14 protein-coding genes and 1 tRNA gene are annotated in these 25567 nt (G+C 65.1%); 8 read left to right on the top strand and 7 right to left on the bottom strand.

Annotation, left to right across the window (positions count from 1 at the left end; all coding sequences use genetic code 11):
• Nucleotides 1–68 precede the first annotated feature (68 nt).
• Nucleotides 69–143: transfer RNA gene (locus AACH40_RS05720), tRNA-Asn, on the top strand.
• Nucleotides 144–228: 85 nt separating this feature from the next.
• On the opposite strand, the gene AACH40_RS05715 is transcribed toward AACH40_RS05720, so the two are convergent.
• Nucleotides 229–492 (bottom strand): hypothetical protein, encoded by a 264-nt coding sequence (locus tag AACH40_RS05715; protein WP_338644640.1) that lies wholly within the window; start codon nt 490–492, stop codon nt 229–231.
• Nucleotides 493–887: 395 nt separating this feature from the next.
• Between AACH40_RS05715 and AACH40_RS05710 the strand changes: the two genes are divergently transcribed.
• The 4 genes from AACH40_RS05710 to AACH40_RS05695 all read left to right on the top strand — a co-directional run bounded on the left by AACH40_RS05710 (nt 888) and on the right by AACH40_RS05695 (nt 4778).
• Nucleotides 888–2177, top strand: a complete 1290-nt coding sequence (locus AACH40_RS05710) for a sensor histidine kinase (protein ID WP_338644638.1) — start codon at nt 888–890, stop codon at nt 2175–2177.
• On the top strand, nt 2152–2511 hold the full coding sequence (locus AACH40_RS05705; RefSeq protein ID WP_338644636.1) for a response regulator: 360 nt from the start codon (nt 2152–2154) through the stop codon (nt 2509–2511). The genes AACH40_RS05710 and AACH40_RS05705 overlap by 26 nt, the downstream gene beginning before the upstream one ends.
• A 147-nt stretch (nt 2512–2658) precedes the next feature.
• On the top strand, nt 2659–3765 hold the full coding sequence (locus AACH40_RS05700; protein WP_206069418.1) for a DUF47 family protein: 1107 nt from the start codon (nt 2659–2661) through the stop codon (nt 3763–3765).
• A complete protein-coding gene (locus AACH40_RS05695) occupies nt 3765–4778 on the top strand; it encodes an inorganic phosphate transporter (protein ID WP_338644633.1) in 1014 nt (337 codons plus the stop codon). The genes AACH40_RS05700 and AACH40_RS05695 overlap by 1 nt, the downstream gene beginning before the upstream one ends.
• A 27-nt stretch (nt 4779–4805) precedes the next feature.
• On the opposite strand, the gene AACH40_RS05690 is transcribed toward AACH40_RS05695, so the two are convergent.
• The 5 genes from AACH40_RS05690 to AACH40_RS05670 form a co-directional block, all read right to left on the bottom strand.
• Nucleotides 4806–7868 (bottom strand): CHAT domain-containing protein, encoded by a 3063-nt coding sequence (locus tag AACH40_RS05690; protein WP_338644631.1) that lies wholly within the window; start codon nt 7866–7868, stop codon nt 4806–4808.
• Entirely contained in the window at nt 7868–16009 is an 8142-nt protein-coding gene (locus tag AACH40_RS05685; RefSeq protein ID WP_338644629.1) for a hypothetical protein, read from the bottom strand. The genes AACH40_RS05690 and AACH40_RS05685 overlap by 1 nt, the downstream gene beginning before the upstream one ends.
• Nucleotides 16009–17784, bottom strand: a complete 1776-nt coding sequence (locus tag AACH40_RS05680) for a ShlB/FhaC/HecB family hemolysin secretion/activation protein (protein ID WP_338644627.1) — start codon at nt 17782–17784, stop codon at nt 16009–16011. Before AACH40_RS05680 ends, AACH40_RS05685 begins: the two co-directional genes overlap by 1 nt.
• 180 nt (nt 17785–17964) lie before the next feature.
• The gene (secA, locus tag AACH40_RS05675) at nt 17965–20703 is read right to left on the bottom strand and encodes a preprotein translocase subunit SecA (protein WP_338644625.1); all 2739 of its coding nucleotides are present in this window, start codon (nt 20701–20703) and stop codon (nt 17965–17967) included.
• Between the two features lie 106 nt (nt 20704–20809).
• Nucleotides 20810–21085 carry a hypothetical protein gene (locus AACH40_RS05670; RefSeq protein WP_338644623.1) on the bottom strand — a complete coding sequence of 92 codons (276 nt, stop codon included), beginning with the start codon at nt 21083–21085 and terminating at the stop codon, nt 20810–20812.
• A gap of 108 nt (nt 21086–21193) precedes the next feature.
• On the opposite strand from AACH40_RS05670, the gene argJ reads away from it, so the two are divergent.
• The 3 genes from argJ to AACH40_RS05655 are packed head-to-tail and all read left to right on the top strand — an operon-like array spanning nt 21194 to nt 23864.
• Nucleotides 21194–22420, top strand: coding sequence for a bifunctional glutamate N-acetyltransferase/amino-acid acetyltransferase ArgJ (argJ, locus tag AACH40_RS05665; protein ID WP_338644621.1), 1227 nt, complete (start codon nt 21194–21196; stop codon nt 22418–22420).
• On the top strand, nt 22417–23049 hold the full coding sequence (locus AACH40_RS05660; RefSeq protein ID WP_338644617.1) for a glutathione S-transferase: 633 nt from the start codon (nt 22417–22419) through the stop codon (nt 23047–23049). Before argJ ends, AACH40_RS05660 begins: the two co-directional genes overlap by 4 nt.
• Nucleotides 23050–23057: 8 nt before the next feature.
• On the top strand, nt 23058–23864 hold the full coding sequence (locus AACH40_RS05655; protein ID WP_338644615.1) for an inositol monophosphatase family protein: 807 nt from the start codon (nt 23058–23060) through the stop codon (nt 23862–23864).
• A 4-nt stretch (nt 23865–23868) separates the two neighbouring features.
• Here AACH40_RS05655 and AACH40_RS05650 read toward each other — a convergent pair whose 3' ends face one another.
• Nucleotides 23869–25500, bottom strand: coding sequence for a M20/M25/M40 family metallo-hydrolase (locus tag AACH40_RS05650; protein WP_338644613.1), 1632 nt, complete (start codon nt 25498–25500; stop codon nt 23869–23871).
• Nucleotides 25501–25567: the final 67 nt, after the last annotated feature.

The following is a 25567-nucleotide window of genomic DNA, read 5'->3' as shown; positions in this document are numbered from 1 at the left end:
CATCAGGCGCTTGCCAAACCGGAATCGCCTGTTATTAGCGCCCACCTGCCCCGGGCAACCGGGGCTGCTCCCTGATAGCTCAGCGGTAGAGCTCTCGACTGTTAATCGAGCGGCCGTAGGTTCGAATCCTACTCAGGGAGCCATTTCCATCCGGAAAGCTGGCCGAGAGCAGAAACTTCCGTTCTCGTGCGCCCTGCGCGATCACGCTGTGATCGCCTTTTCCCATGCTCATTGCGACGATGACCAGGCCGCGATGCCTGAGAGCTTGCTGTGGCAATCGCCCCAGGCCGAGCGCAGCGACAAGATGTATTCCAGCGTCATCGCGTCCCGTCTGGCCTGCTGATCGCGTCCGGGCAGATCGGGTGCCACGGGCTCGTCCGCGCAGGCGAGGAGATCAGCGGGCGGCTTGATCGTTCCGATGCGCGCTTGCCCGCAGGCGGCGCAAGCCATCGCCAAGGGGATCATCACCGCTTGCCGCAGCTTGCCGTACATCTTCGTTCTCCTGCTGAATCCTGGCTGCTCGGGACGCGGAAACGATGCCCGCCGCATCGTCCGCGCGCTTGCCCTGCTCTAGGACTCTCGCGGCCGATTGCGCGCGATCATCCTTCACGGCGCGGTCGATCGAATGCTGCAGCCCGATGGACAGCGCGACCGCAAGCACAAGGCACGCCATCAATCAGATCGCGGTACGATAACGCGCGAGGCTCAAAAGGCTAAACATCGGCGGCCATCCTATCTGCCAGCGTTCACGACCGAGCGTATGGGTCGCGATATTTTCCGCACCGAAGCGTCACCCCGAGCGCACCTGAAGCAGAACAACGAAGCCGCGTGTAGGAAAGGAAAGATCGAACCCATCCGGGCGCCCTTGCTCGCTCCCGGCGAGGGTTATGGGCGATTGGCAGACTTGCCGATCTTGTCCGGGCTATCCTGCCGATTGCCCCCCAAAGGCATCGATTCCTTTCCAAAACTCGCGTACGCATCGGACTCGGGTCCATCGCCTTCGTCGCATGGACGGAGAGACTAACGTGCTGGAATACCTACAAACTTTCCTTGCAGTGAGGGGCTTGGCACCACACGGTTACTGCCTGCTGTGGGATCCCGCGTTAATCTGGACCCATGTCGCAGCCGACGCTGTCATCGCTGCCTGCTATTTTTCAATACCGATCCTGCTGTTCCGGCTGCTCGCCATGCGGCGCGATATCAAGTTCGGCTGGATGCTAGCAGCTTTCGGGCTATCCATCCTGGCCTGCGGGATGACGCACGTTCTTTCGATCGTGACGCTGTGGATCCCTGCTTACGGCTGGGAGGCGCTGGTCAAGGTCGTGACCGCAATGGCATCGCTGGTCACGGCGGTTCTCCTGCTGCGGCTGTTGCCCAATCTTGTCGCGATTCCCTCGCCCGCCCAGCTCGAGCGCGTGAACGAGGCGCTTCGGCAGGAAGTGCTGGAACGCGCGCGGGCCGAGGAAATGCTGCGCCAGTCGCAGAAGATGCAGGCGATCGGCCAACTGGCCGGTGGCATCGCGCACGATTTCAACAACCTCCTGGGCGTGATCATCGGCAACATCGATCGCGCCCAGCGCAAGGGAACGGGAACCCCGGAAGGCGAAAAGGCCATCGGTAACGCCCTACAGGGCGCGGAGCGGGCGGCCAGGCTCACGCATCAACTGCTCGCCTTCACCCGCCAGCAGCCCCTGCAGCGCCAGCCGCACGACATCAACGCTATCGCCCGTGCATCCGCCGACCTGCTGGACGAGACCGTGGGTCCGCGTATCGAAGTGGCGCTCGATCTTGCCGACGATCTGCCGCCCTGCCTTGTCGACGCCTCGCAGCTCGAAATGGCGCTGCTGAACCTGGGCCTGAACGCTCGCGATGCCATCGACGTGAGCGGCACCATCACCATCGGCACGCGACTTGCCGCTCCTGCGCTGGTGGAGATACGCGTGGCCGACACCGGCTGCGGAATGGATTCCGCCACACTTGAAAGGGCGATGGAACCCTTTTTCACCACCAAGGAAGTTGGCAAGGGGACGGGGCTTGGACTGAGCCAGGTGTTCGGCTCCGTTGAGCAGATGGGCGGCCGCCTCGAAATCGAAACCAGTCCGGGAACCGGAACGACGGTGCGCCTGTTTATGCCGACTGACGGGGGAACTGATGGCATCTACAATCTGTCTGGTTGAGGATGAGCCACTGCTGCGGGCAATGACTCAGGCCGATCTGGAAGATCTCGGGTTTGATGTGATTGCCGCGAACACCTGTGAGGAAGCCTGGACCATCATATCATCGGGCACGCCGCTCCACTGTCTGCTGACCGACATTCGAACGCCCGGGGCCATCGATGGATGGGAATTGGCTCGCCTTACCCGTGACATGCGCCCCCAGATCGGCGTCATTTACGTAAGCGGGTACGCTGGCAACGAAACGAAACCGGTCGCCGGCTCGATATTTCTGTCCAAGCCTTATCTTTGCCGGGATCTGGAACAAGCACTCGCAACGCTCGGCGTTTCGCAATAGCGCGGAAACACGAAGACCCGGCCAATTCTTGACCAAAGTTTGACAGAGGTCTTTCTGCTCGTCATTTGCTGCGCGCGAATCGTGCGGATGGCTTAGTCAGGTGCTTCCGCTTTTCCCCGGAGAGCCGCCATTCAGCAGATTGCTGCCTTGCCCTACCGCACCGATGGAAGCGGAACCGACGTCTCCGTGCGCGTCCTGCTGGTGACGTCGCGAGGCACCGGGCGCTGGGTCGTTCCCAAGGGCAACGGGATCACGGGGCTTGAGGGCCACGCCGCCGCCGCGGTCGAGGCGGAAGAGGAAGCCGGAGTACGCGGGCTGGTCTGCCCCGTGCCGCTCGGTACCTATCGCTATCGCAAGCGCAAGGGCAGCGGCGCCTCTCTAATGGTCGACGTCGACGTCTTCCCGCTTGCCGTGACCGACGAACTCGAAGCCTGGAAAGAGGCCAGCCAACGCGAGCGGCGCTGGTTCACCCTCGCCGAGGCTGCGGAAAAAGTCGACGAGCCTGACCTTCGCGAACTGATGCGCAGCTTCGCCCCCAACGAATTCCAGGCGGCTACGCGCCGCACCAGCATGCTGGCGCAAGTCGCCCGTAAATCGAGGATTTTCCAGATGTCCGCTTGGTTCCAGCGTCTTCTTCCGAAGACCGGTAACTTCTTCGAATTGTTCGAGGCCCACGCCCAGACGATTGTCACCGGCGCCGACGCGCTAGCACGCCTGCTGCAGGGCACAGGCAACTCCGCCGATCACATCCGCGAAGTGATCGAACGCGAAAACGATGGCGACCAGATCATCCGCGAGATGCTGCGCACCGTCCGCGAAACCTTCCTGACCCCGTTCGACCGCAGCGCGATCACCAGCCTGATCGGCGCGATGGATGATGCCATCGACGAAATGCAGGGGGCCGTCCAAGCCATCGACTTGTACGAAGTCCGCGAATTCGAGCAGGAAATGAAGGACATGGGCGCGATCATCGTCGATGCCGCGCGCCTTGTTGCGGAAGCCATGCCGCTGCTGCGCGATGTGGGCCGCAACGGCACGCGCCTTCACGAACTGACCGAGCGGCTCGTCCGCATGGAAAATCACGCCGACGAAATCCACCGGCAGGGCCTGAAGCGCGCGTTCAAGGAACATGGCGAACGCGCCACGATCAAATTCATCGTCGCACGCGAAATCTACAAGCATCTCGAGTACATCGTCGACGCGTTCGAAGACGTGGCGAACGAGATCGACGGTATCGTGATCGACCACGCCTGATGCACGAGCTAGCTTTCCCCCTGCTCGCGGGACTGGTGCTGGTGGCGCTGGCCTTCGACTTCCTAAATGGCCTGCACGACGCGGCCAATTCCATCGCGACGGTGGTATCGACCAAGCTACTCAAGCCGGTTCCCGCCGTGCTGTTCGCCGCCAGCTTCAATTTTGCCGCGTACTTCCTCACGATCATGTTTCCCAGCCTCCACAAGGTTGCTGAAACCATCGGCAAGGGCCTTATCGACAAGGATCTCGTCACTCCCGCCGTTGTGTTCGGCGCTCTGGCGGGCGCGATGTTCTGGAATGTCGTCACCTGGCTCAAGGGAATTCCCTCGTCGTCGAGCCATGCGCTCGTCGGGGGCATCGTCGGTGCAGGCGTAGCGCACGCCGGCTTTACCGGCATCCAATGGTCTGGCCTCAACAAGACGCTGATCGCGATCGTCCTGTCTCCGGTTCTCGGCATGGTCCTGTCCATGCTGATCATGCTGATTTCGAGCTGGCTGTTCGCGCGGGCACGCAACAAGACAGCAGAGCGCAGCTTCCGCTCGCTTCACCTGCTGTCCTCGGCCGCCTATTCGGTAAGCCATGGCCTCAACGACGCGCAGAAGACGATGGGCGTCATCACGGTGCTGCTGTTCTCTACCGGCTATCTCAAGGGCGAATTTGCAGTGCCGCACTGGGTTGCGATCAGCTGCTACATCGCAATGGCGGCAGGCACCATGGCGGGCGGCTGGAAGATCATCGAAACGATGGGCAGCCGCATCACCAAGCTGTCGCACCACCAAGGGTTCAGCGCCTCGCTGGGCGGCTCGATCATGGTGTTCAGCGCTTCGCTGCTCGGAATCCCGGTGTCGACCACGCACACGATCACCGGCTGCGTAGTAGGCGCCGGAACCGCGCGCCGCGCCTCAGCCGTGCGCTGGGGCGTTGCCGGCAACGTCGTGGTCGCCTGGGTGATCACGATTCCTGCCTCGGCGGCCGTCGGTGCGTTGTTCTACAGCCTCACGCTGCTGTTTTGATCGCGCTGGGGCGGCGGCGGACGCGCATCAGCGCGCCGCCGTCCGTGTGGCCGCTGGACCTGCCTGCACCAATGGCTTTGCACCATCGCCCAGGATGATGAACGCGGCCCAATAGAACGGGTGCGAAGTATTTGGATCATCCATCAGCTTGACCTGCGCCTCCTCGAGCGCCTGCGCCAGCGGCTCGCCCGGCTTGGCTCCGACAACACCCCCGATCAGCCGCTTGGTCGCGTCGAAGTCGTCCGGCACCGGCCAATGGCTGGCGATGACCGACCGCGCGCCCGCGCCAACGAAGGCGCGGACAAGGCCATCGAGCGCATAGTTGCCCCCCGTCGTGACCCCCGCCTCACGGCTCGCGGCCACCGTCGCCATGCCGGCGGTGTCGCATGCCGACAGGATCACCAGATCGGCGTCGAGCTTCAGATCGAAGATTTCGCGGAAGGTCAGCAGGCCGTCCGAGCCCTGATCTCCAAAGCTGGTCACCAGCGCCGGGCGCGCCGGGCAATCGGCGCGGGGCGCGGTCACCAGGCCGTGTGTTGCGAAGTGCAGCACGCGATACTGGTCGAGCGTCCGGTCGGACAGGAGTTCGGAATCGCTGAAGGCCATGTCGGTGCGGACATCGCTCGCCCCGCCAATAGTCTGCTTGGCAAAGACAAGCTCATCCGCCGAGATCGGCCGCTGCCAGGTCACCAAGGGCCAGTCGCATTCGTCGGCAACGGCGGTCACCGGGCGGAACGCCGGCACCGCGTTATGCCCCAGGCCGAGGTAGGGCTTGGTCGCGTGCGAGGGCGCAAGTTTGCGCAGATCCAGGAAACCACGCGGGGAAACCGCGATGGATACCTCGCGACCGCGCCCCAGCCAAGCGATGCCCGTGAAGTCGAACGCGTCGGCATCGGGCGCCTTGGTGCGCTTCTTGTAGGCCGCGATCCCCTTGTCGTCGGTCACCAGAACCGATGGTGGAAGCTGCAGCATGGCCGCGTCGGGCTCGAACACCAGGTGCTTCACTGCGGGCAACTGCCGATCGATCGGCCCGAACAGCGTGCGATAGAGATCGCGGGCACGGTCGAGGTCGAACGGGTAGTTCACCTGCCGACCGTTCTCGACCTTTACGATCGAATCGCGGATGGCTTGGACCTGCACGGCAAGCTTCGGACGGTCCAGATCGAGCTTGAAGGTCTGCGCCCCCTCCGCCGTGGCGAACAACGCGTAGAGATCCTCCCCAACCGCGATAAGCTTGTAGTAGCCCTCTCCCGGCTGCAGCGACTGCTGCAGTTCGGCCAGCGTAACCCGCTGCGGCGCCAGCACATTGTAGCGCGGATAGGCAGCGAGCTTGCTGACCAGTTCGGTCTGATCGCGCTGCAGGGACGCCAGCGTATCCTTGGCGGCGGCTAGCGCTGCCTGCTCCTGCGCGGACGGCGTCGCAAGCGCGCTCAGACGCGTCACTTCCGCATCCGTGCGGGCAATATCGCGGCTGCGCGTGACCGACAGGCGGAATAGGGCGGCTGCATCGTCGTTGCCTTCCGACAGTTCGCGCGCCAGCACCGCCTGCGTCTGTGCAACGCCTGGCCGCTGCAGCACCTGCGCCGCGATGAACATGGACGCTGCGCTGGTCGCGTCGCCGTCCTTGGCCAGCAGCCCGAGGTATGGCGAAAGCATGTCGCGCAAGGTCGCCCCGCTGTCGCTGACCATCGCGCTCTGGTCGACGACGCTCGCATAAAGCGCCTTTGCCGCGGCTGCATCGCCGGCCCGGCCCAGGAATGCTGCCTTGCGCGCCTGCGCGGCCAGCAAGGCCGGCGATTGCGGAAATGCCGCAGCCAGCGTGGCTATCGCGCGGTCGAAATCGGCGGCAGCCTGATCCTTGCGGCCCTGCGCCTCGTTCAGCAGCGCCTGCTCGATCTGGATTTCCGACCGCATCCAGCCGGTCGAATCGACCCGACCGCCCCGCACCATGGTCAGGCGCCGGTCGGCCTCGGCCAGTTTCTCCAGCGCATCGGCATACCTCCCCTTCAAGCGCTGCGCCGTACCCGAAAGCGCCACGCCCTGCGCATCCAGAATCTCGGCGCGTTCGGTCGCCGTCAGCCCCGGATCCGCGCCACCCAGGCGCAGCAGGGCGTCGTTCTCGCGGTTGATCTGTTCGGACAGCGGCAAGTTGATTTCGCCCATGGCGAGCTTGTCGCGATCGAAGTTGGCCGACACCGGCGGCACCGGGCTGGCCAGCTGCGCCAGCGCGGCATCGGGCTTCTTCTGGTTGAGCAGGTCCATCGCACGATAGTTTCGCAGGCGCCTCTGGGTCACCGCATCATCAGCTGCCAGCGCGGACTGAGCCTGCTCGAAAAGACGCTTCGCCGCCGCAAAATTGCCGAGATTGGATTGCTGCAGTCCTTGGTTGGCAAGCGCTTCGGCCAGATCCCCCGTATCGCCCTTGCGATCGCGGGCGGATAGCGCCTCGAAGAATTCGGCAGACTCGGCAAAGCTGCCACCGTTGTTGCGCAGATAGCCTTCGTCGCGCGCACCCGACTGATCCAGTTGCCCAGCCTGTACGCGGGCGAACGCTGCCGGATCCGAGACCTCGGTGCTCGCCACGCGCACTTCGCCCGGGACCGGGCTGTCGGTTGCGACGCTTGCTAGCGCAAGCCGCAACGCGGGGTCGTAGCCGGCGAGGCCTTCGACGAAATACGAAACACCCCCGCGCCTGACGAGATAGCGGCGGTAATCGACGCGCGAACGCGGATCCCTGCACGCAAGGCTCAGTACATCACCGAGCCCCTCGATCGTTGCGGAGCCCGGCTGGGCGCAATCCAGTGCCACGCCGGGCAGCGCGCTCGGTTCCATCGCCGGCGCGACCTCTCGCCGAACCGCAATCAGCGACCCGACGGCGCCGGCTGCATCGCGGCACGTCAGACGATAGGAACGGTCGAACATGCCCGAAATCCGCGCATCGGCCGGCGCATTCTGCGCGGTGCACATCACGCCCGACGAACCGATCCGAAACGAATTGCGGATCGAAAGCGGCGGGGCTTTGGCACTCGCCATTGCAGGCATGGCCAGCGCGAGCACAGCAAGGCTCGTCCCGAGAAGTCGCGCGCGCATCACAGTCCTCCCTCGGCGCTGTTTTCGTTGACCGGCGATCCGACCAATGCCGGGTTCCCACTGCCGGCGACCGGCTCCTCGATATGAGACGGCGGGTTGAGCGGGCGAATGTCGATCAGCGGCGTCGGCGGCGCGATCGGCGCGCCGGCAGCTTCGTTCGCAGCCTGCTGCTCCTCCTCTGTCGGATCGCTGGTCGCGTTGGCCGGATCAAAATCGCCCGGGCCACCGTCGAAGGCCGGTGTGTTGCCCAGCCCGGCCTGGCCCAAAAGCTGGATCTGCGTCGAAACCGTCGGCCCGACGACTTCAATGGGCACATCCACCGTCGTTACGCCGCAAGCCGTCACCGTAATCAGGCAGCCGTCCACACTGCTTCCCGCGTCAAAGAAGCCAATTTGCGCGTGGGTCTGCCGGAACACCGCATAAGCATCCTTCCCGGTAACCACACTCGCCCCGTCGAGAAACGCGCCGTTGACGATCATTTTGACAGGAATCGACCCGGCCGGCCCGATGCGGAAGCCGTCCGCAGCCGTCAGGAAACCTGCCGGTATATCGGTCGTCCCCGTGTTCTGGACATAAAGGCTGCGACCGACAGTGAAGTCGAAGGCAGCCGCAGACAGAACACCATCAGGCCGCTGGACAGAGGCAGGCTGCGTAAGATCGGCCTCCAGTCCAGCGTAGGCAATATCGGCTTGGAGCTTGTCGAGAATGGTGCCGCTGGCAACATGGATCCCGTCCGCGGAAATGCGCAACGTGCCCGTCAGCGTGGTGCCACTGCCGTAGATCGCCAGCGATCCGGTGGCCGCATCAAGTTCGAAGCGGCCGGTGGCGAATTCCAGCGCGTTGGTCGAAAGGAATCCTCTGGCAGCCACATTGCCAAGAATGCGGATCCCGCCCGAGATGACCCCGGCGTCATTTACCGTCTCGAAGCGCACGGTGCCGTTGGGATCGTCGATCGTGCTCCCGGCCATCGGCCCGGTGATGACAAGATTGCCGATATGCAGGTCCACCGCTGCTTGGCCATCCAGCCCCCGGACCGTCACCGAACCGCTGCGGATAAGCGCCCACTCGGCCGACGAAAGGGTCCATTCGGTGACACCGAACCCGTCGCCCAGCGTGACGCCGTCCTGGCTCAGCGAGCGCAACAGGATCGCGCCCGTCGTCCCGGCATCGAGCCCCAGCGGCTCGCCATTGGAGGCAACCGTGTTGATCGCGATGGAGTTGGACGAAACCGTGATCGAAGGCGCGGCCCAGCGCGCGTTGATAATCGCGGTGCCGCCGCTGTCCACAGCGATCGATTGCGACATGTCGATCTGCCCGAGCTCGGCTTTGCCCGTGGAGGCCGCCGAGAATCGCCCGCCCGATGCCTTGGCCATCACGATCGAGCCGCCAACCCGGACAGGCGCAGCGCTAGTGAGCGTCGAGACGTCGATATATCCTGCCCGGGTTCCGGCAGCCAGTATCGATGAGGACCCGATCATGGTGCTGCCCGACACCACTGCATTGACGACGACGTTGCCACTCGCGAGTAGCGCCATATCCCGGCCGACGATGTCGCTCAGCGAAAGATCGCCGGAGGCGACAAGCGCAATGTCGGTGCTCGCGGAAACTTGGCCCGACGAGAGGGTACCGCCAGAAAGCACCTGCACGCCGGCATTCTGGCTCGACAGGCTGGCAAAGCGCGCATTGCTGCCAATATTCGCCACGATCGACCCATAGGCGGTCACCGCGCCAACATCGGCGGTGCCGCTGGTGTCCAGCGTGATCGCGCCCCGACCGGCCAACAGTGTCGCGGCCGACAAGGCTCCGCTCGCGCTCAACGTGATGTCACCATTCGCAGTTGCAACGTTACCGACGATCGCCGTGGTGCCCGCGGTCGCGCGGACTCCGCCACTCCCGGTCAGGTCGCCGCTCGCGAGCGCGCCTTTTGCCGCGAGGTTGATCGCGCCCGCCGTCGCAGACACATTGCCGACAGTGATGTTGCCACCACTGCTGGTGATCGCCACCGCTCCCGCCGCCTGCACCGCTCCAGCAAGACCCGGCGATGTGCTGCTTGTGGTGGTCACATCTCCAGTCGCGGTGAGCGCAAGGTCGCCGCCAGCGGCCACACTGCTCGCGGACAGGATCCCGCCGCTTGTGATGGTCGCCGTTCCGGCAGCCGTGACCTGGCCCAACGTGACCGCTCCACCGGCGTCCAGCACCAGCGTGCCATTGGCCGCCGTCGTCTGGACCGCGCCAAGTTGCAGCGCCTTGGTGGTCGTCGCGGTCAACGAAGCCGCCGCCAATGGACCAGTCGCGGTTATCGCACCGCTCGCCCGCACCGGGCTCGCCGTGAACAGCGCATCGTAGTTGTAGCTCGCGCCCCGCGGCGAACCGCCGGCCGAGGCCATGGCATAGTCGGCGAGCAGCAGCCGGCCCGATGCTGTCGCGCCACCCAGCGCGATGTCGCCACCGCCCAGCAGCGCGATGTCGGTGCCGGTCAAGGTCCCGACGTTGAGCGTACCTGCGCCGAACAGTCGCGTCGATCCGGCAGTCGTGTTGCCCAGCGTCACCGCCGCATCGGACTGCACGACAAGCTCGCGCAGCGACGACGGATTGCTCGAGCCGAGCACCGTCACATCATGCGCGGTCAGCGCGCCGCTGGACACCAGCGCCACGCGGTCGACGCCCGTCACCGACCCGCTGATACCAAGCGTGCCGGCCGAGGAGATGCTGACAGCATTGTTCGCATCGACCGAACCGAGGGCAACCGCGCCATTGCCGACGACCGAAACGAGACCGGTCGCCGCAAGATTGCGCAGGCTGATCGTGCCGCCGGCCGAGACGTCGAGATCGCCCGTCGCATCCAGATCGAACAACCGGATCAAGCCGGACGCGTTGACCTGAATGCCGGAGCCCGCCTTGAACGAAACATCGCCGATGATGTCTCCCTGGCTTGAGACGATGAGCGCGTTTACCGCCTCGATCGATCCGGGCGTCGTGACGGCGACGCCCGATTCCACCCAGTTTCCGGCTTCAAGTCGGGCGTGGTCGGCGGTCAGCCTGCTGCCATCGAGCGCGACCGAGATTTCGCCCGGCGTGATGAACTGGAAGCCGTTCGTAAGCGACACGTTGCCGTTGACGATACTGATCTTCGAAGGAAGGACCCCGGTCTGGGCCGGGCCGGTGGCCGTCATGGAAATCGACTGCGCCGTCACATCGCTGTTGCGCACGTCGAGGCTGAGCGGCTGGCCCAGGAACGAGGCAGTGCCGTCAACCGCGCCAAGCCCTTGGGAAGCAGTGGCCGTAAAGGTCAGGTTCTGCGCATTGACCGATCCGCGCTGGGCATCGACGAGATAACGGCTGGTCACGAGCATCGCCGCACCGTCTGCCGCAGCATTGCCGCCATTGCCCTGCGTACCGCCGTTGCCGCCATTGCCGCCGTAGGCGCTTGCGTCGAACGAGCCGTTCGCCGTCAGCGTGACATTGGATCCGCGGACCAGCAGCACGGCACTGCCGCCGGTGCCGTTGCCGCCATTGCCGCCCGCGCCGTTCCCCTGCGAGCCCACGCCCCCCGCGCCACCGTTGCCGCCCGAACCATTCGCTGCTGCACTGACCGAGCCAAACTGCGCAAAGCCGATGTTGAGCGAACCGGTATCGATGCCGCTTTCAGTGCCGATCTGCAGATAGCCGCCGGTGCCGTTGCCGCCGCTTCCGCCGGGCCCGCCGGTGCTGAAGTCGTTGTAATCGCCGATGCCGCCGACACCGCCCGTCCCGTTGCCGCTGGCGAACAGCGAACCTACGGTGAGCTGGCCGTTTCCGGCACTGCCCAGCACGAGCACATTGCCCCCGACGCCACTGCCGCCGTTCCCGCCAACGCCGGTCGGCCCGGTATCGCCCGGCGCGTCACCGCCTGCACCGCCGATCCCGTCGGCGAGGACCGTTGCCGATGTCAGGTTGATCCTGCCGATCCCGGCGATAGCGTTCTGCGCCGAAATGGTCGCCGCGCCCGCGTTGGCCGAACCACCGGCTCCACCGTAACCGCCGGCGCCCCCCAGAGCCCGTGTATCCACCAGCAGCGTATTGATGACGACCGAGCCGTTGCGAGCATAGACACCTGCCGCCCCCGAAGTTGCGTTGCCGCCAGCACCGCCCGCCCCGCCCGAGGCATAGGAGGTGACGCTTGCCGGACCGCTGATGTCGATCGAGCCTCCGTTGCCCAGTTCCTGTCCGCTACCGGCGCTGATGGACGCTGCTCCAGCGCTGGCAGCGCCGCCATGGCCCGCGGCATCGAACTGGTAGCCGGTACCGCCAAACGCGTTCGCGCCGACAACAGCTTCCGCGCCGATCGTGATCGCGCCCCCAACACTGCGCAACGCAGACGTCCCGCCCGCCGCATCGCCGCCACTACCGCCCAGCGAGATGTTGTCTCCGCCGACGGCCCCGGTATCGAGCGTGATCCCTCCGGTGACCACAAGGGTCGACCCGGTGTGGGCTTCCACATTGACGTTGCCGCCATAGGCCTTGCCGCCGGTGTAAGCGCCATCGGCGCTGCCGCCGAAGCCCGCGCCCCGCAAGGTCATCGTACTGGCCGAAAGGACAAGGCCCGATCTGACGAGCAGCTGCACCGATCCGCCTGTCCCTGTGCCCCCATCGCCGGTGAGCGAATTGCCACCGACGCCCCCCGAATCGGCGTAAAGACTGGCCAGCTTGATCTGGTTGCCGTTCGTAGCCCCTTGAGAAACCAGAACGATGCTGCCACCGGTGCCCGCGCCGCCGATCGCCGTTCCCGATCCCGAAGCGCCGGTTCCGGTGGTCAGCAGGACCGTATTGCCGTCGACCTGGAACAGCGAACCGCCGCGGTCGGCCTTCAGCGTGATTACGCCGCCGGTGCCGCTGCCGCCGTTGCCCGAAGTCCCCGCGCTTGTCCCTGCACCACCGGCGCCCGCTGCACCGCCAGAGCCAGTCGCAGAGACGGATAGGCTGCCGGCCAGCAGCTTGCCTGAAGGCGTCCCGCTTCCCAGCGCCCCGTTGCTGTCGAATTGCACGTTGCCGCCTGTGCCCGCGCCACCCGCGCCGCCGTTTCCGCCCGCAGGTCCGTTGATCGAATCGCCGTCACCGCCGTTTCCACCAAGGCCACCGTAGCCCGAAGCGTCCACGGTCAGCACGTCGGGCGTGAAGCTGCCGTTGCCCACGCCGGTGTTGACCACGATGGTGCCCCCGGTACCGCTGCCGCCGCCCCCGCCTGCGCCCGGCGTCAGGACGCCGGCCGGCACGCTCACGTTGGCGCCTGCCCCACCCCGACCGCCGCTGCCCCCCGCGACGAGCGTGAAATTGGTCCCCGTAATCGAGGACGGCCCCAGATTGCTGGACTGGGCATCGAGCAGCACCGTTCCGCCGGTGCCGACGCCGCCATCGCCCCCATTGCCACCAATACCGTCGATGCCGTTGCCGCCACGGCCGGAGGCCTCCAGCACGAGCCCGAAGTTGTAGGCGATCGTTCCGTTGTTGGCGGTCGTGTGGGCATAACCACCCGTGCCGCTTCCGGAAGAGACATGACCATAGCCGCCTGTGCCGCTGGCATCGATCGTGACGAGTCCGTCGCTGCCCCCGAACGTCAGGGTGGCACCCTCCGCAGAGATCAGCGCTTCCCCGCCCGTGCCAAGTCCGCCGCTGTCGGCCACGCCCCCTCGCCCGAGCGAAAGGATCGAGACGTCACCCCCGATCGTGACAGTGCCGCCTGTGGCGCGGATCGCCGCCAAACCGCCCGCGCCGTCACCCGCGCCCTCGGCCCCTGGGCCACCATTGCCAGTGGCGTCCGCGACGAGGGAATCGAAGTCCACGTTCCCGGCCACGATATCCAGCGTCGCCGCGCCACCCTGACCGTCTCCGCCGATCCCGACATACCCTTCGCCCGCACCGCCGGCATCGGCAATTGCTGTGATATTGACCGCGCCGGAAATAATCGAGCCTCCGCCCGTACCTATGCGAATTTGGGCATCACCGCCGGTGGCGGCCCCGCCAAATCCGCCCGAGATATTTCTTCCGCCCTGTGCAGAAGCGCTGACCGTGAACGCCCCGGAACTGAGCGCCGCACCGTTGTTGATGACCTGAGCGAGACCACCCTCACCCGCGCCCGAAGTCGACGTGCCGAGCGATTCTCCGCCGGATGCGTCCGTCGTCACAAGAGTCGATCCCGAAACATCGAACGTGATTGCCGGACCGCTCGTCGATAGCCTCGCGGTACCGCCCGTACCGCTTCCCGCATTGCCGGTCGCCGCATCGCCACCGAGGCCGTTGGCCGCGATGGTCAGATCGGAACCGATGCTCACCGTATGGGCTTGAACCCCCGACACGGAAAATGCCGCGGTCCCGCCGGTTCCGCTGCCCCCTTCGATGGTGCAGCTGATGCAATCCGATCCGAATGTGCCGGTGCCGCCTGCGGTAATCTGCACGCTACCGCCCACGGTCAGCGTACCACCCCCTGTGAAGGCATCGATGCTGGCCATTCCGCCAAGGCCGTTGCCGCCCGCATAGCCGCTTGAAATCTCGCCGCCAACGCCCTCAGCGGCAATATCGATGTAGCCTGCCGAGACACTCGCCCCATTGCCGTAGGACAGTTGCGCCACGCCCCCCTGCCCGTTGCCCGCCGCTGCAGCGCTGCTGGGCGAGGATCCGGTGCCATTGGCGCTGAGCTGAAGGCCCGAGCCGATCGAAACCTGCGCGTTGTTGGTGGCGAAAAGCGTCGCCGATCCTGCCGTTGTTTGCGGGCTGTCCACCAGCCCCGCGCGGTCGGCCCGGACGGTCAGGGTATTGCCGACGCTCAGCGAGCCGCCGTCCACCGTGACAGCCGCCCCGCTCACATCGTTGACGCCTGTGCCCAGGATGCTCGCCGTATCGATCGACACGACCGAAAGATTGCCGGCGACGTTGAGCGACGAACCACTGCCTGCAACCTGCACCTGTGCGGCAATCCCGGGGCTGCCAGTCGGCAGCAGGGCACCCTGCAGCGTAAGATCCGATGCAAACGTGGCGCTCTCGCCGGCATTTACGGAAACCGATGCGACACCCGTAGACTTGGCATCGACAGCGGAAGTGGCGGTGATCGGGCCGCCGATAAGGAGATCGGTCTTGCCACTGCCGCCGCCCGCGGAAGCGGCCGAATCGATCACACCGCCCTGGACGTCATAGCCCGCGGACAAAACCACCGTGTTGCCAACTACATCGGCCGCGCCTGCAATGTCGAAGCCCAGCGAGTTGGCGCCAGTGATGGCCATCGTGATGGCGTCGTTGCGCGGCACGGCAACCATGTAGATGCGGTGCACGAACGTGCTGGAGCTTCCCGCAGCGCCACCGATCGATCCCGAGCTGGCAAGTACCGTGCCCGATGCACTGGTGCCCTGGTCCACGCGGATGCTGAACAGCCCACTTGGCGAAAACTCGATGGTCGCGGCGTCAGCCGCCACCAGCGCGGCCGAACCGTTGACGTCGATGGCACCCGCCTGCGTTATGCTTGGCGCAACCATGACGAGATAGGAATTGTTGTCCGGCCCCGCCGCGCCAACGCTGATCTGTGCCCCTTGGGCGATATCGATCAGCGAACCGGCCTGGGATTGCTGGAACGAAAAGACGCCATTGGTCGAAAAGGCGCCGCTTTGAGGGTCAAAGGGCAGGTCGGAGGTCGTCAGGCCGAGATTGCCCACGTCGAACACCGCATGTGGTCCGACAAGGATACCGCCGGGGCTGTAGAAGAAGACCGTTCCACCCCGCACTGTTCCCGAGCCGGTCTGCAACTGCGAGATGACCGTCCCGTCGAACTGGATTGCCCGCGTCGGATCTGCCGGCAGGATGCGGTTGAGGACGGCAAAGTCGCTCACGGCGCTGCTGTTGTTGGTGAAGGTGGTCGTCGTGCCCTGCGGCTGGAAGGCGATCGGCCCGCCACCGTTGGCGTCGTCGAACGGGGTCCAGTTGATCACCGCATTCGGGCTGCTGACGGTAATGTCGGTCGTACTGCCCGTGGCAAAAATCGAGGCGGAGCCAGCAACGACCTCCCCGGTGCCTTGGAACGACTGGGCGTGCGCCACGATGACCCCGCTGGCGAGTGCGGTCGCCAACGCGAGCGACGATACGGCGACGAGTTCGCCACGGCTGCGGTTGCGGGGCATCAGTTGGTCCTCCAGGGCAGGAGCCGGGTCGTGAGCGTCAGGAGAAAGCGCGGGTCCGGGCGCTTGGGATTGAGGCGGGTCCCTTCGAGCGGCACCGCGAGCGTTGCGTCGAGCCGGAAGCGTGCGCCGAGTTCACCGTGGACACCGCCGCCAACCGAAATCAGCCGATCCGCCCCACGCACGTGCTTGTTCCAGGCCCACGCAATATCGCCGAACAGGTAAGGCTGGACGCGAACCTCGCCGCGGCCGATGGCCAGGCGGGAGCCACGCAGTTCGAGCGACAGCCCCAGCGCGTCGTCGCCTGCGATCCGGCCGGGATCGTAACCGCGCCCGACGGTGTAGTTGCCGCCCGAAAACTCCTCGAAGCCCAGCAGGGGCGTGAAGGCGTACTGACCGCGCGGCAGCAGCGCGAACGAAACCTTGCCGACGACCTTCTCGAATTCGCCTTGGGCGCGGATCACCGTTGCATCAGGGCGCCCATCGGCCCGGCTTATCGGCGTTTGCCCAGCGCACGCGGCGCCAGAACAGCCATGCGAGGCATCGAGTATGTCGAGACCTTGCCGCAACTCCACCGACCCGGTGGCGCGCCACCCGGGCAAGGCGCGCGACGTATCGATCGCATCTACATCCAGGCGGCTCCACAGCACCCGCAGGCGATCGCGGGTCAGCGGACCGATCAGGTCGACGTTCTGGTTTGCAAGGTCGAACCCTGCGGAAAGCCACACATTGGCGCGCTGCGAACGCACCAGCGGGTAGCGCGCATAAAGACTGGCGAACAATGTGCGGGCCTTCAGCTCGATCCCGCCTGGCAAGGGCCCGATGTCCGGCTTGGTCCACGCATAGGTGAACTGCCCCCCTATGGTCAGGCCTTCGCTCCCCGGCCGGAACTCGTGGCTTGCCTGAAGTATATGCTGCTCGGTGAAGTCGGCCGTCGCGTAATATGACAGCGTCGTCACGTCGCCCAGCCCGGTCAGGCCGAAAGCCTGTGCCCGCACCTGCCCGCCCCATCGGCCCGTTGCCCGCGAAGCAAGGTTCTGGATCGACAGATCGACCACATAGGGCACGCGAAGCACGCTGACCTCGCCGATCAGGTCGCCCGGTGCCGTACCGGCGGGGCGCAGCGTCAATTGCACGTTATAGCCCGGAAGGTCGCGCGCCAGCAGCAGGTAGCGCTCGGCCGCGTTGCGATCGAAGATCTCGTCCTTGGTCAGCTTGCTCAGGTATTCCTGCAGCTTGCGCTCGGCACCCCGGGTTTCGCCCCGCGCACGGATCGCGGTGACCCGGGCGTAAAGCACCTCCATGCGCACTTCACCGTTCTCGATCCGCTGTGTGGGTACCTGTACCGCGGCCAGGTAGCCCTTGTTGCGCAGGATGGTGCCAGCCGCGTCGCGGATTTCGCACAGGGTCGCGATCGGCTGCGGACGCCCGGCGAACGGCTTCCACGCCTGATCAAGTTCCTCGGCGCTTGCCCCCTTCAGTCCGTTGAACGTGACGTGATTGATCGAGACCTTGATGTCTGCATATTGCGGATCAGCCAGCGGACAGCTGGAACGCTCGATCCCGCCTTCGATGTTGAGGCGCGGTGGCGCAGGCTGGGCCGGTTCCCCGGTCACACCCTGCAGCTGGTCGCGTGACGGCACGCCTGCCGTCGTCGGCACCGATTGTGCCATCGCCACCGAAGGTTGAAATGCGGCGCAAAACGCCGCGATGCCCATGCCAAAACCGCCAACCGAAGCGCACTTCAGCCAATCGGACCCATTCGCCTTGCCGGCCATCGCCGCCCCCGTCGTCGCCAGAACATTCGACGCGGCCCGTTTTCGTTTTATTTTCGGGTCGTTAGCAACGCTCTGCAACGCGAGTCAAACGCCATTTGGCGAGCGATTGTAGCAACCACTCGCCAGATCGGCGATTACAGCAACAAATCAAACCCTAAGCAAATGTCGCGCGCCGATATTTCAGGCAAGTGCGCCGTGGCAATGCTTGTACTTCTGGCCCGAACCGCAGGGGCACGGGGCGTTTCGACTGATATCGAGACCCGCATATGGGTTGTCGCCCGCCTGCCCGGCAGCTGCCGCCTGATCCGGCCCCTGCGCTGCCATGGCGCCCAGCATGGCCGCAGCGCCGGGGATTGCCTGCGCGTCGTTCTCGCCTGTGAAGGGGTCGATATGGCTGGTCAGGAAGTCGGGAAGCTCCGGCAACTGGAACTCCTCGGGCGCCCGCATGCGGAATTCGGCGGTCATCAGAATGCGGGTCACATCCTCGCGGATTGCATCGAGCATGCGTTCAAACAGGCCGAATGCTTCCTGCTTGTATTCGTTAATCGGCGTCTTCTGCGCATAGGCACGCAGGAACACCACCTGACGCAACGCGTCCAGCGTCGCCAGGTGCTCCTTCCAGTGGTGGTCGAGCCGCTCGAGCAGGATCGACTTTTCAAGTCCCTGCCAGGCCTCGGTATCGATCTCGGCCACCTTCTCGGCCATCTTGGCCTCCGCCAGCGCGGCGATCCGCTCCTCGATGAGTTCCGGCTCGACGCCGTCCTCCTCCATCCACGCTTCGAACGGCGCGTCGATGCCGAGAACATCCTGGATTCGCGCCCGCAGGCCCTCGATATTCCACTGCTCGGGATACGATCCCGGCGGGCAGGCATCGCCAACCAGCGAGTTGACGGTGTCGTTGCGCATGTCGGCCACAACATCGCCCACCGCGTCGGCGTCCATGATGTCGGCCCGCTGCTCGTAGATCACCTTGCGCTGGTCGTTCATCACGTCGTCGTATTCGACGACCTGCTTGCGGATGTCGTAATTGCGCGCCTCAACCTTCTTCTGCGCGGTCTCGATCGCCTTGGACAGCCACTTCGATCCGATCGCCTCGCCATCGGCCAGGTTGCTGTTCATCATCCGCGCGAACAACGTGTCCGGCCCGAAGATGCGCAGCAGGTCGTCCTCGAGGCAAAGGTAGAACTTCGAAAGGCCAGGGTCGCCCTGACGGCCCGAACGACCCCGCAACTGGTTGTCGATGCGGCGGCTTTCGTGGCGCTCGGTACCGATCACGCACAGCCCGCCGGCTTCGAGCACCTTGGCCTTTTCCGCCGCAACTTCGGCACGGATGCGGGCCTCGCCCGCCTCGCGCTCGGCTTCGTCGGTCACGTCGGCCAGTTCGTCCGCGATGCGAAACTCGATGTTGCCACCGAGCTGGATGTCGGTGCCGCGCCCGGCCATGTTGGTCGCGATCGTCACCGCCCCGAGCCGGCCCGCCTGCGCCACGATGTGCGCTTCCATCTCGTGGAAGCGAGCGTTGAGCACGTTGTGCTTCACGCCTTCCTTGCGCAGATATTCCGACAGCAGTTCCGATTTCTCGATCGACACCGTGCCGACCAGCACCGGCTGGCCGATCTCGTTCTTCTCGCGGATCAGCTTGGCGATTGCCTGGAACTTGTCGGTGGTATTCTTGTAGAACTCGTCTTCCTCGTCGATCCGCTGCACCGGCACGTTTGTCGGGATGCTGACGACGTTCATCTTGTAGATGTCGAAGAATTCCGGCGCTTCGGTCGCCGCCGTGCCGGTCATGCCGGCCAGCTTGGGATACATGCGGAAGTAGTTCTGGAACGTGATCGAAGCCATCGTCTGGTTTTCGGGCTCGATGCGCACGCCCTCCTTGGCTTCCACCGCCTGGTGCAGGCCGTTCGACCAGCGCCGGCCGTCCATCATGCGGCCAGTGAACTCGTCGATGATGACGATCTTCCCGTCCTTGACGATGTAGTCGATGTCCCGCTTGAACATCACGTTGGCCTTGAGCGCCTGGTCGAGGTGGTGGACCACCATCGTGTTCTCGACGTCATAGAGGTTCGAGCCGACGAGCAGCCCGGCGCCTTCCAGCGCGCGCTCGACCCATTCGACGCCGTCTTCCGTCAGCGAGATGTTCTTGGTCTTCTCGTCGGCCTCGTACAGTGCCGGATCGATCGTCTTCACCACCGCGTCGACCGCGACGTAGAGATCGCTCTTGTCGTCGGTCGGGCCAGAGATGATCAGCGGCGTGCGCGCTTCGTCGATCAGGATCGAATCGACTTCGTCGACGATCGCGAAGTTGAACGGCCGGTGCACCATCTGCCCCCGCTCATGCTTCATGTTGTCGCGCAGGTAATCGAAGCCGAGTTCGTTGTTGGTGGCGTAGGTAATGTCCGAATTGTACGCCTCGCGCCGCTGCTCCTCGTTCAGGCTGGGCACGATCACCCCGACGGTCAGGCCGAGGAAGTTGTACAGCACGCCCATGGTCTCGGCGTCACGGCGGGCCAGGTAGTCGTTCACCGTCACGACGTGGACGCCCTTGCCTTCCAGGGCATTGAGATAGACCGCTAGCGTCGCGACGAGGGTCTTGCCCTCGCCCGTGCGCATTTCGGCGATCTCGCCGCGGTGGAGCACGATGCCACCGATCATCTGCACGTCGAAGTGGCGCATGCCCATGGTGCGGACCGATGCCTCGCGCACCGTGGCAAAGGCTTCGGGCAGGATCTGGTCGAGCGTCGCGCCACCGGCGAGCATCTCGCGGAACTTGGGCGTCTGCGCGGCAAGTTCGGCGTCCGTCAGCGCCTTGATCTGGGGCTCATAGGCCGCGATCTGGCGAACCAGCTTATCGAGCGACTTGACGTAACGGTCGTTGGACGAACCGAACAGGGACTTGGCGAGTGCGCCGAACATGATGGAAATCCTGCTTGTCTATGGGGTGGCGCAAGGCGCCGGTCATCGGGCGCATGCGCAAACGATCAACGCGATGAATGGTGCCCGCGAACGGGCAAGCGCAGCCTTACTGGCGCGACCGGTCGGAAAGCTCGAACCCGCACCCGCTGGCGAGTGCCGGCACGGGCAACCACACCGGCTTGCGCTGCTGCGCCACAAATCGGCGCGGCGGCGATGCTTCGCGCGCCCGTACCGGGCAGGCTGCTCGCGCCGGCTCTGCGACGACTGCGGCCGCGCTCTGTAAGCCCTGTCCGGCTACTTCCGATTGCGCAGCTGCCACCGCCGCCGCCTGGGGCAACGAGAGGCCGGTCAGCATGGCCAGAAGAACAAGCAGCAAGCGCATCGTGCGCGTCGAGATAGGCAAGCAATTGCAACTCGTCCACCTTGAAACGCGTTTTACCGCTGCGTTCGTACATTGAAGAGCGGCCGCCCACGCGCTACCCGCACCGTCATGTCCGACGCCATTTCCCCGCTCGCCACGCCATTCCCCCCGCTTCCCGCCATTGCCGGTGTCACCCCGCGGGTCGCCCGAGCCGGCTACAAGGACTGGGGTCGCTGCGACCTCACCTACGTTGAACTGGCGGAGGGCACGGCAGTCGCCGGCGTCTTCACGAAGAACGTCTGCTGCTCCTCGGAAGTTGACCTGGGGCGCCAGAACGCCAAGCTCGGCAAGGCCCGCGCGCTGGTTGTCAATGCGGGCAACTCCAACGCCTTTACTGGCTATCGCGGACGCGAGGCAGTCGAAGCGATCATGGCGCAAGTGGCCGACAGGCTCGGCTGCGCGAAAGAGGAAGTGTTCGTCTCCTCGACCGGCGTGATCGGCGTCCCCCTGCCCAAGGACAAGGCGCGCGCCGGGATCGAAGCGGCGCTCGTCGCCGAGCCTTGCGGCTGGGAAGAGGCCGCCCGAACCATTGGCACCACCGACACCTTTGCCAAGGGCGCGACCGCCACCGCAATGATCGGCGGCACGAAGGTCACGTTCAGCGCGATCATCAAGGGCAGCGGCATGATCGCGCCCGACATGGCCACGATGCTGGGCTATGTCTTTACCGATGCCGCCGTCTCGCCTGCGTTCCTGCAGGAAAGCCTTTCGGCGGCAAACCTGCGCACCTTCTCGTGCATCACCGTCGACAGCGACACTTCGACCAGCGACACCGTACTTGCCTTAGCCACTGGCCAGGCCGGGAATGCGCTGCTGGTGGACGCGAACAGCCCCGGCGCCGATGCGTTTGCCGCGGCCCTGCATGATATCTGCCGCCAGCTCGCGCATCTCGTCGTCAAGGATGGCGAAGGCGCGCAGAAGTTCATCGCGGTCAGCGTCTCGGGTGCAGTCAGTGACGAAAGCGCCCGCCGCATCGGCCTAGCCATCGCAAATTCTCCGCTGGTCAAGACCGCGATCGCGGGAGAGGACGCCAACTGGGGCCGCGTGGTCATGGCTGTGGGCAAGGCCGGGGAGCCTGCCGACCGCGATCGCCTGTCGATCGGCTTCGGAGGCACCTGGGCCGCGCGCGACGGCCAGCCGCTTGCCGATTATGACGAAGCGCCAGTCGCCGCGCACCTCAAGGGCCGCGAAATCTCGATCGAGGTCGACATTGGCCTGGGCGATGGCCGTGCCACGGTGTGGACCTGTGACCTCACCCATGGCTACATCTCGATCAACGCCGATTACCGGTCGTGAGCGCCACCCGGCCTCCCGGCGATCCCATCATCCTGTGGGGCCGCCTCAACTCGCACAACGTCAAGAAGGTTGCGTGGGCGCTGGTTGAAATGGAGCTCCCGTTCGTGCGCCACGATATCGGCGGCACGTTCGGCTACACACCAGAATACCTCGCGATGAACCCCAATCGCCTTGTCCCGACGATCGAGGACGGGAGCATCGTGCTGTGGGAATCGAACGCGATCCTGCGCTATCTCGCCGATGCCCATGCGCCGTCCTTTCGGTCGCAGGATGTGGCCATTCGCGCGGCCGGCGACAAATGGATGGACTGGCAGTTCCAGTTCGCAGACGCACAGCGCGACGCCTTCCTCGGATGCGTCCGGCAAGGCAAGGACCGCAGCGATCCCGCCGTCGCCGCTTCGGGCCAGAGCGCAGCAGGGATGATGGCCCTGCTCGATGCCGAGCTCGCCCGCCGCGCATGGCTGTCCGGGGATCGTTTCGGCATCGCCGACATTCCGATGGGCGTCTATGCCCACACCTACTTCTCGATCGACATCGCCCGACCCAGCCTTCCGCACCTTTCCGACTGGTACGCCCGTCTGAAGGAACGGCCCGGTTATGCCGAGCAGGTGATGATCCCTCTTACGTGAGACTCGCGATGACCCAGGCACTCGATACCGCCGTGGCCGATCTCCTGCGGCGGACGGCCAAGGCGGCGCTGTTGGCCCGCTATCAGCAGCTGACCGCCGATCAGGTCGTGGCCAAGGCCGCCGATGACATGGTCACCATCGCCGACACCGAAAGCGAAGCGATGCTGGCTGAGGGTCTGGCAAGGCTCCTGCCCGAAGCCGCGATTGTCGGCGAGGAGGCCGCCCATGCCGATGCGACCGTGCTGGATCGTCTAGGTGACAGCCTTTGCTGGGTCATCGACCCGCTCGATGGAACCAACAACTTCGCCGTCGGCAAGCCGCCTTTCGGCATGCTGCTGGCGCTGGCCGACAAGGGCGAAATCCTCTCCGGCTGGATCTACGATCCGCTGTCCGATCGGCTCTGCACTGCGCACAAGGGCGCCGGTGCTTACGTCAACGGCGAGCGCGTCACTGCACGCACGACAGGTCAGGAACCGCCGGTTGCGGCGATTTCCCTGATGTTCCTCGATCAGGCGGAACGCGAGGCTATGAAGGCCAAGGTGGCGCCGCACTACACGCTGGTCGATATCCCCCGCTGTGCCGCCGAACAGTATCCCCGCCTGGTTCTCGGCGTGAACGACATATCGGTGTTCGAACGCACCCTACCCTGGGACCACGCCGCCGGCGTGCTGTTCGTCAACGAGGCGGGCGGCCGAGCCCTGCGTCCCGACGGCAGCGCCTATCGTACCGACCAGTACGGGCAAAAAGGCCTGTTTGCAGCCTCTTCGCCCGCCCTGTTCGACCAATTTGTCAAGCGTAGCAGCGCCGGGTACTAAGCCATCACTGCGCCGGGTCGCGCACCTTGAACGGATCAGTCGGCACCGGCTGCGTGGGCAGGATCGCGCGCGGCAGTTCCTTGTCGCTGTTCGCCGCCTGCCACAGCATCCCCGCCATGATCACCGCGGCCTGGCGCATGTCGTCGCCGCGCATGTGGTCCACCGTATCAAGGTTCGAGTGGTGCACGCGGCTTTCATAGTCCAGCGGATCCTGGATGAACTGGTAGCCAGGAAGACCGATCGCCTGAAGGAACACGTGGTCGGTGCCGCCGGTCTTGCTCACCACCAGCTTGTCCGCGCCCAGCATGTCGAAAGGCGATAGCCATTCCTTCAGCAACTTCTCCGCGCCCAGGTTGCCTTCGCTGTAGATGCCCCGGAACCGGCCCGATCCGTTGTCCATGTTGAAGTAGGCCTTCAATTGTCCATACTCGGCCTTGGGCTTGATCGGATAGGCATTGCGCCACGCGATATAGGATTCGTAGCCCTTGAGCGACGGATCGACCGGGCGGGTCGCCAGATGCTGCTCGATATAGGCGCGGCTGCCGAGCAGGCCCTGTTCTTCACCGCTCCACAGCACGAAGCGGATGGTGCGCTTCGGCTTGACGCCAAGTTTTGCAATCAGACGCGCGGCTTCGATCACGGTCACGCTGCCCGCACCATTGTCGCTCGCACCATCGCCCGCGATCCAGCTGTCGAAGTGTGCGCCGGCCATGACGTAACCAGCCTTGGGGTCGCTGCCGGGAATTTCGGCCACGACATTCTCGGCGCGCAGATTGCTCTCGTCATAGCGGGCGGCAACGCTGATGGCGATTTCGGGCGCCGCGCCGGTCTTGGCCAGTCGGACCAGGCGACGGTAGTCCTCCTGCGCCAGCTCGATCGCCGGAAGCGCCAGCGTCTGGCCGGGCTGGAAGTCATAGCCCTCGCCATGGACAAGCATCCCGTCGCGATAGCTCATCTTGACCATCGCCACGGCGCCCTCGGCCTTCAGGAACGCGGCGAGCTTGCCCTGAAAGCGGCGGTTGCGCACCTGCACGGCCGCAGCATTTGGATCGAACACCGGCTTCGTGTAGGTATCGAGCTCGGAAAGCTGTGCGTCGGTGTAGCGCTCGAAAACCGGCTCCTTGCTCTCGCTGGTCTGCCCGGGCAGCGAAACCAATACGATCTTGCCAGCGAGCTTGCCCTTCCACTCCGCGAAATGCTCTTCGCGCGACATCGGCGCGATCACCACCGGCGCCTGCACCGTGCCCGACGTTGGCGGCGACCACGCGACCGGGATCGCCGTCAACGGCAGCCGTCGCGGGCTGACCATCGCCACCGAATAGCTGTCGAGATTCCAGCCCACGCCGAAATCGAACGGCTCGACCCGCACCGTCGGCACGCCTTGTGCGCGCAGCAGATCCATCGCCCAGGCTTCCGCCTTGCGGTGGTTTTCGGAATTGGTGAGACGCGGCCCGATGCGGTCCATCAGCGCAGAAGCGGTGGTCATCGCCTGGCTGCGGTTCATGCCTTCGTCGATGATACGGGCAATCGCGGCGCTGTCGCCGTCGGTCGCGGCGCGAACCGGGAGCGCTGCCGCACAAATCGCAAGAGCCGCCGCCGACGACATGGCAAGGCGGCGCATAACCTGAATTTTCATAAACTTGAGCATCTCCGATGAGAGGTGCGGCAATCTTGCACCCCTCATCGGCCTTGCCAACCGGCAA

This window comes from Novosphingobium olei, from assembly GCF_037076535.1.
GTDB lineage: Bacteria > Pseudomonadota > Alphaproteobacteria > Sphingomonadales > Sphingomonadaceae > Novosphingobium > Novosphingobium olei.
The sequence above is the reverse complement of the archived record's forward strand: the minus strand, read 5'-3'. Positions and strand labels throughout refer to the sequence as shown.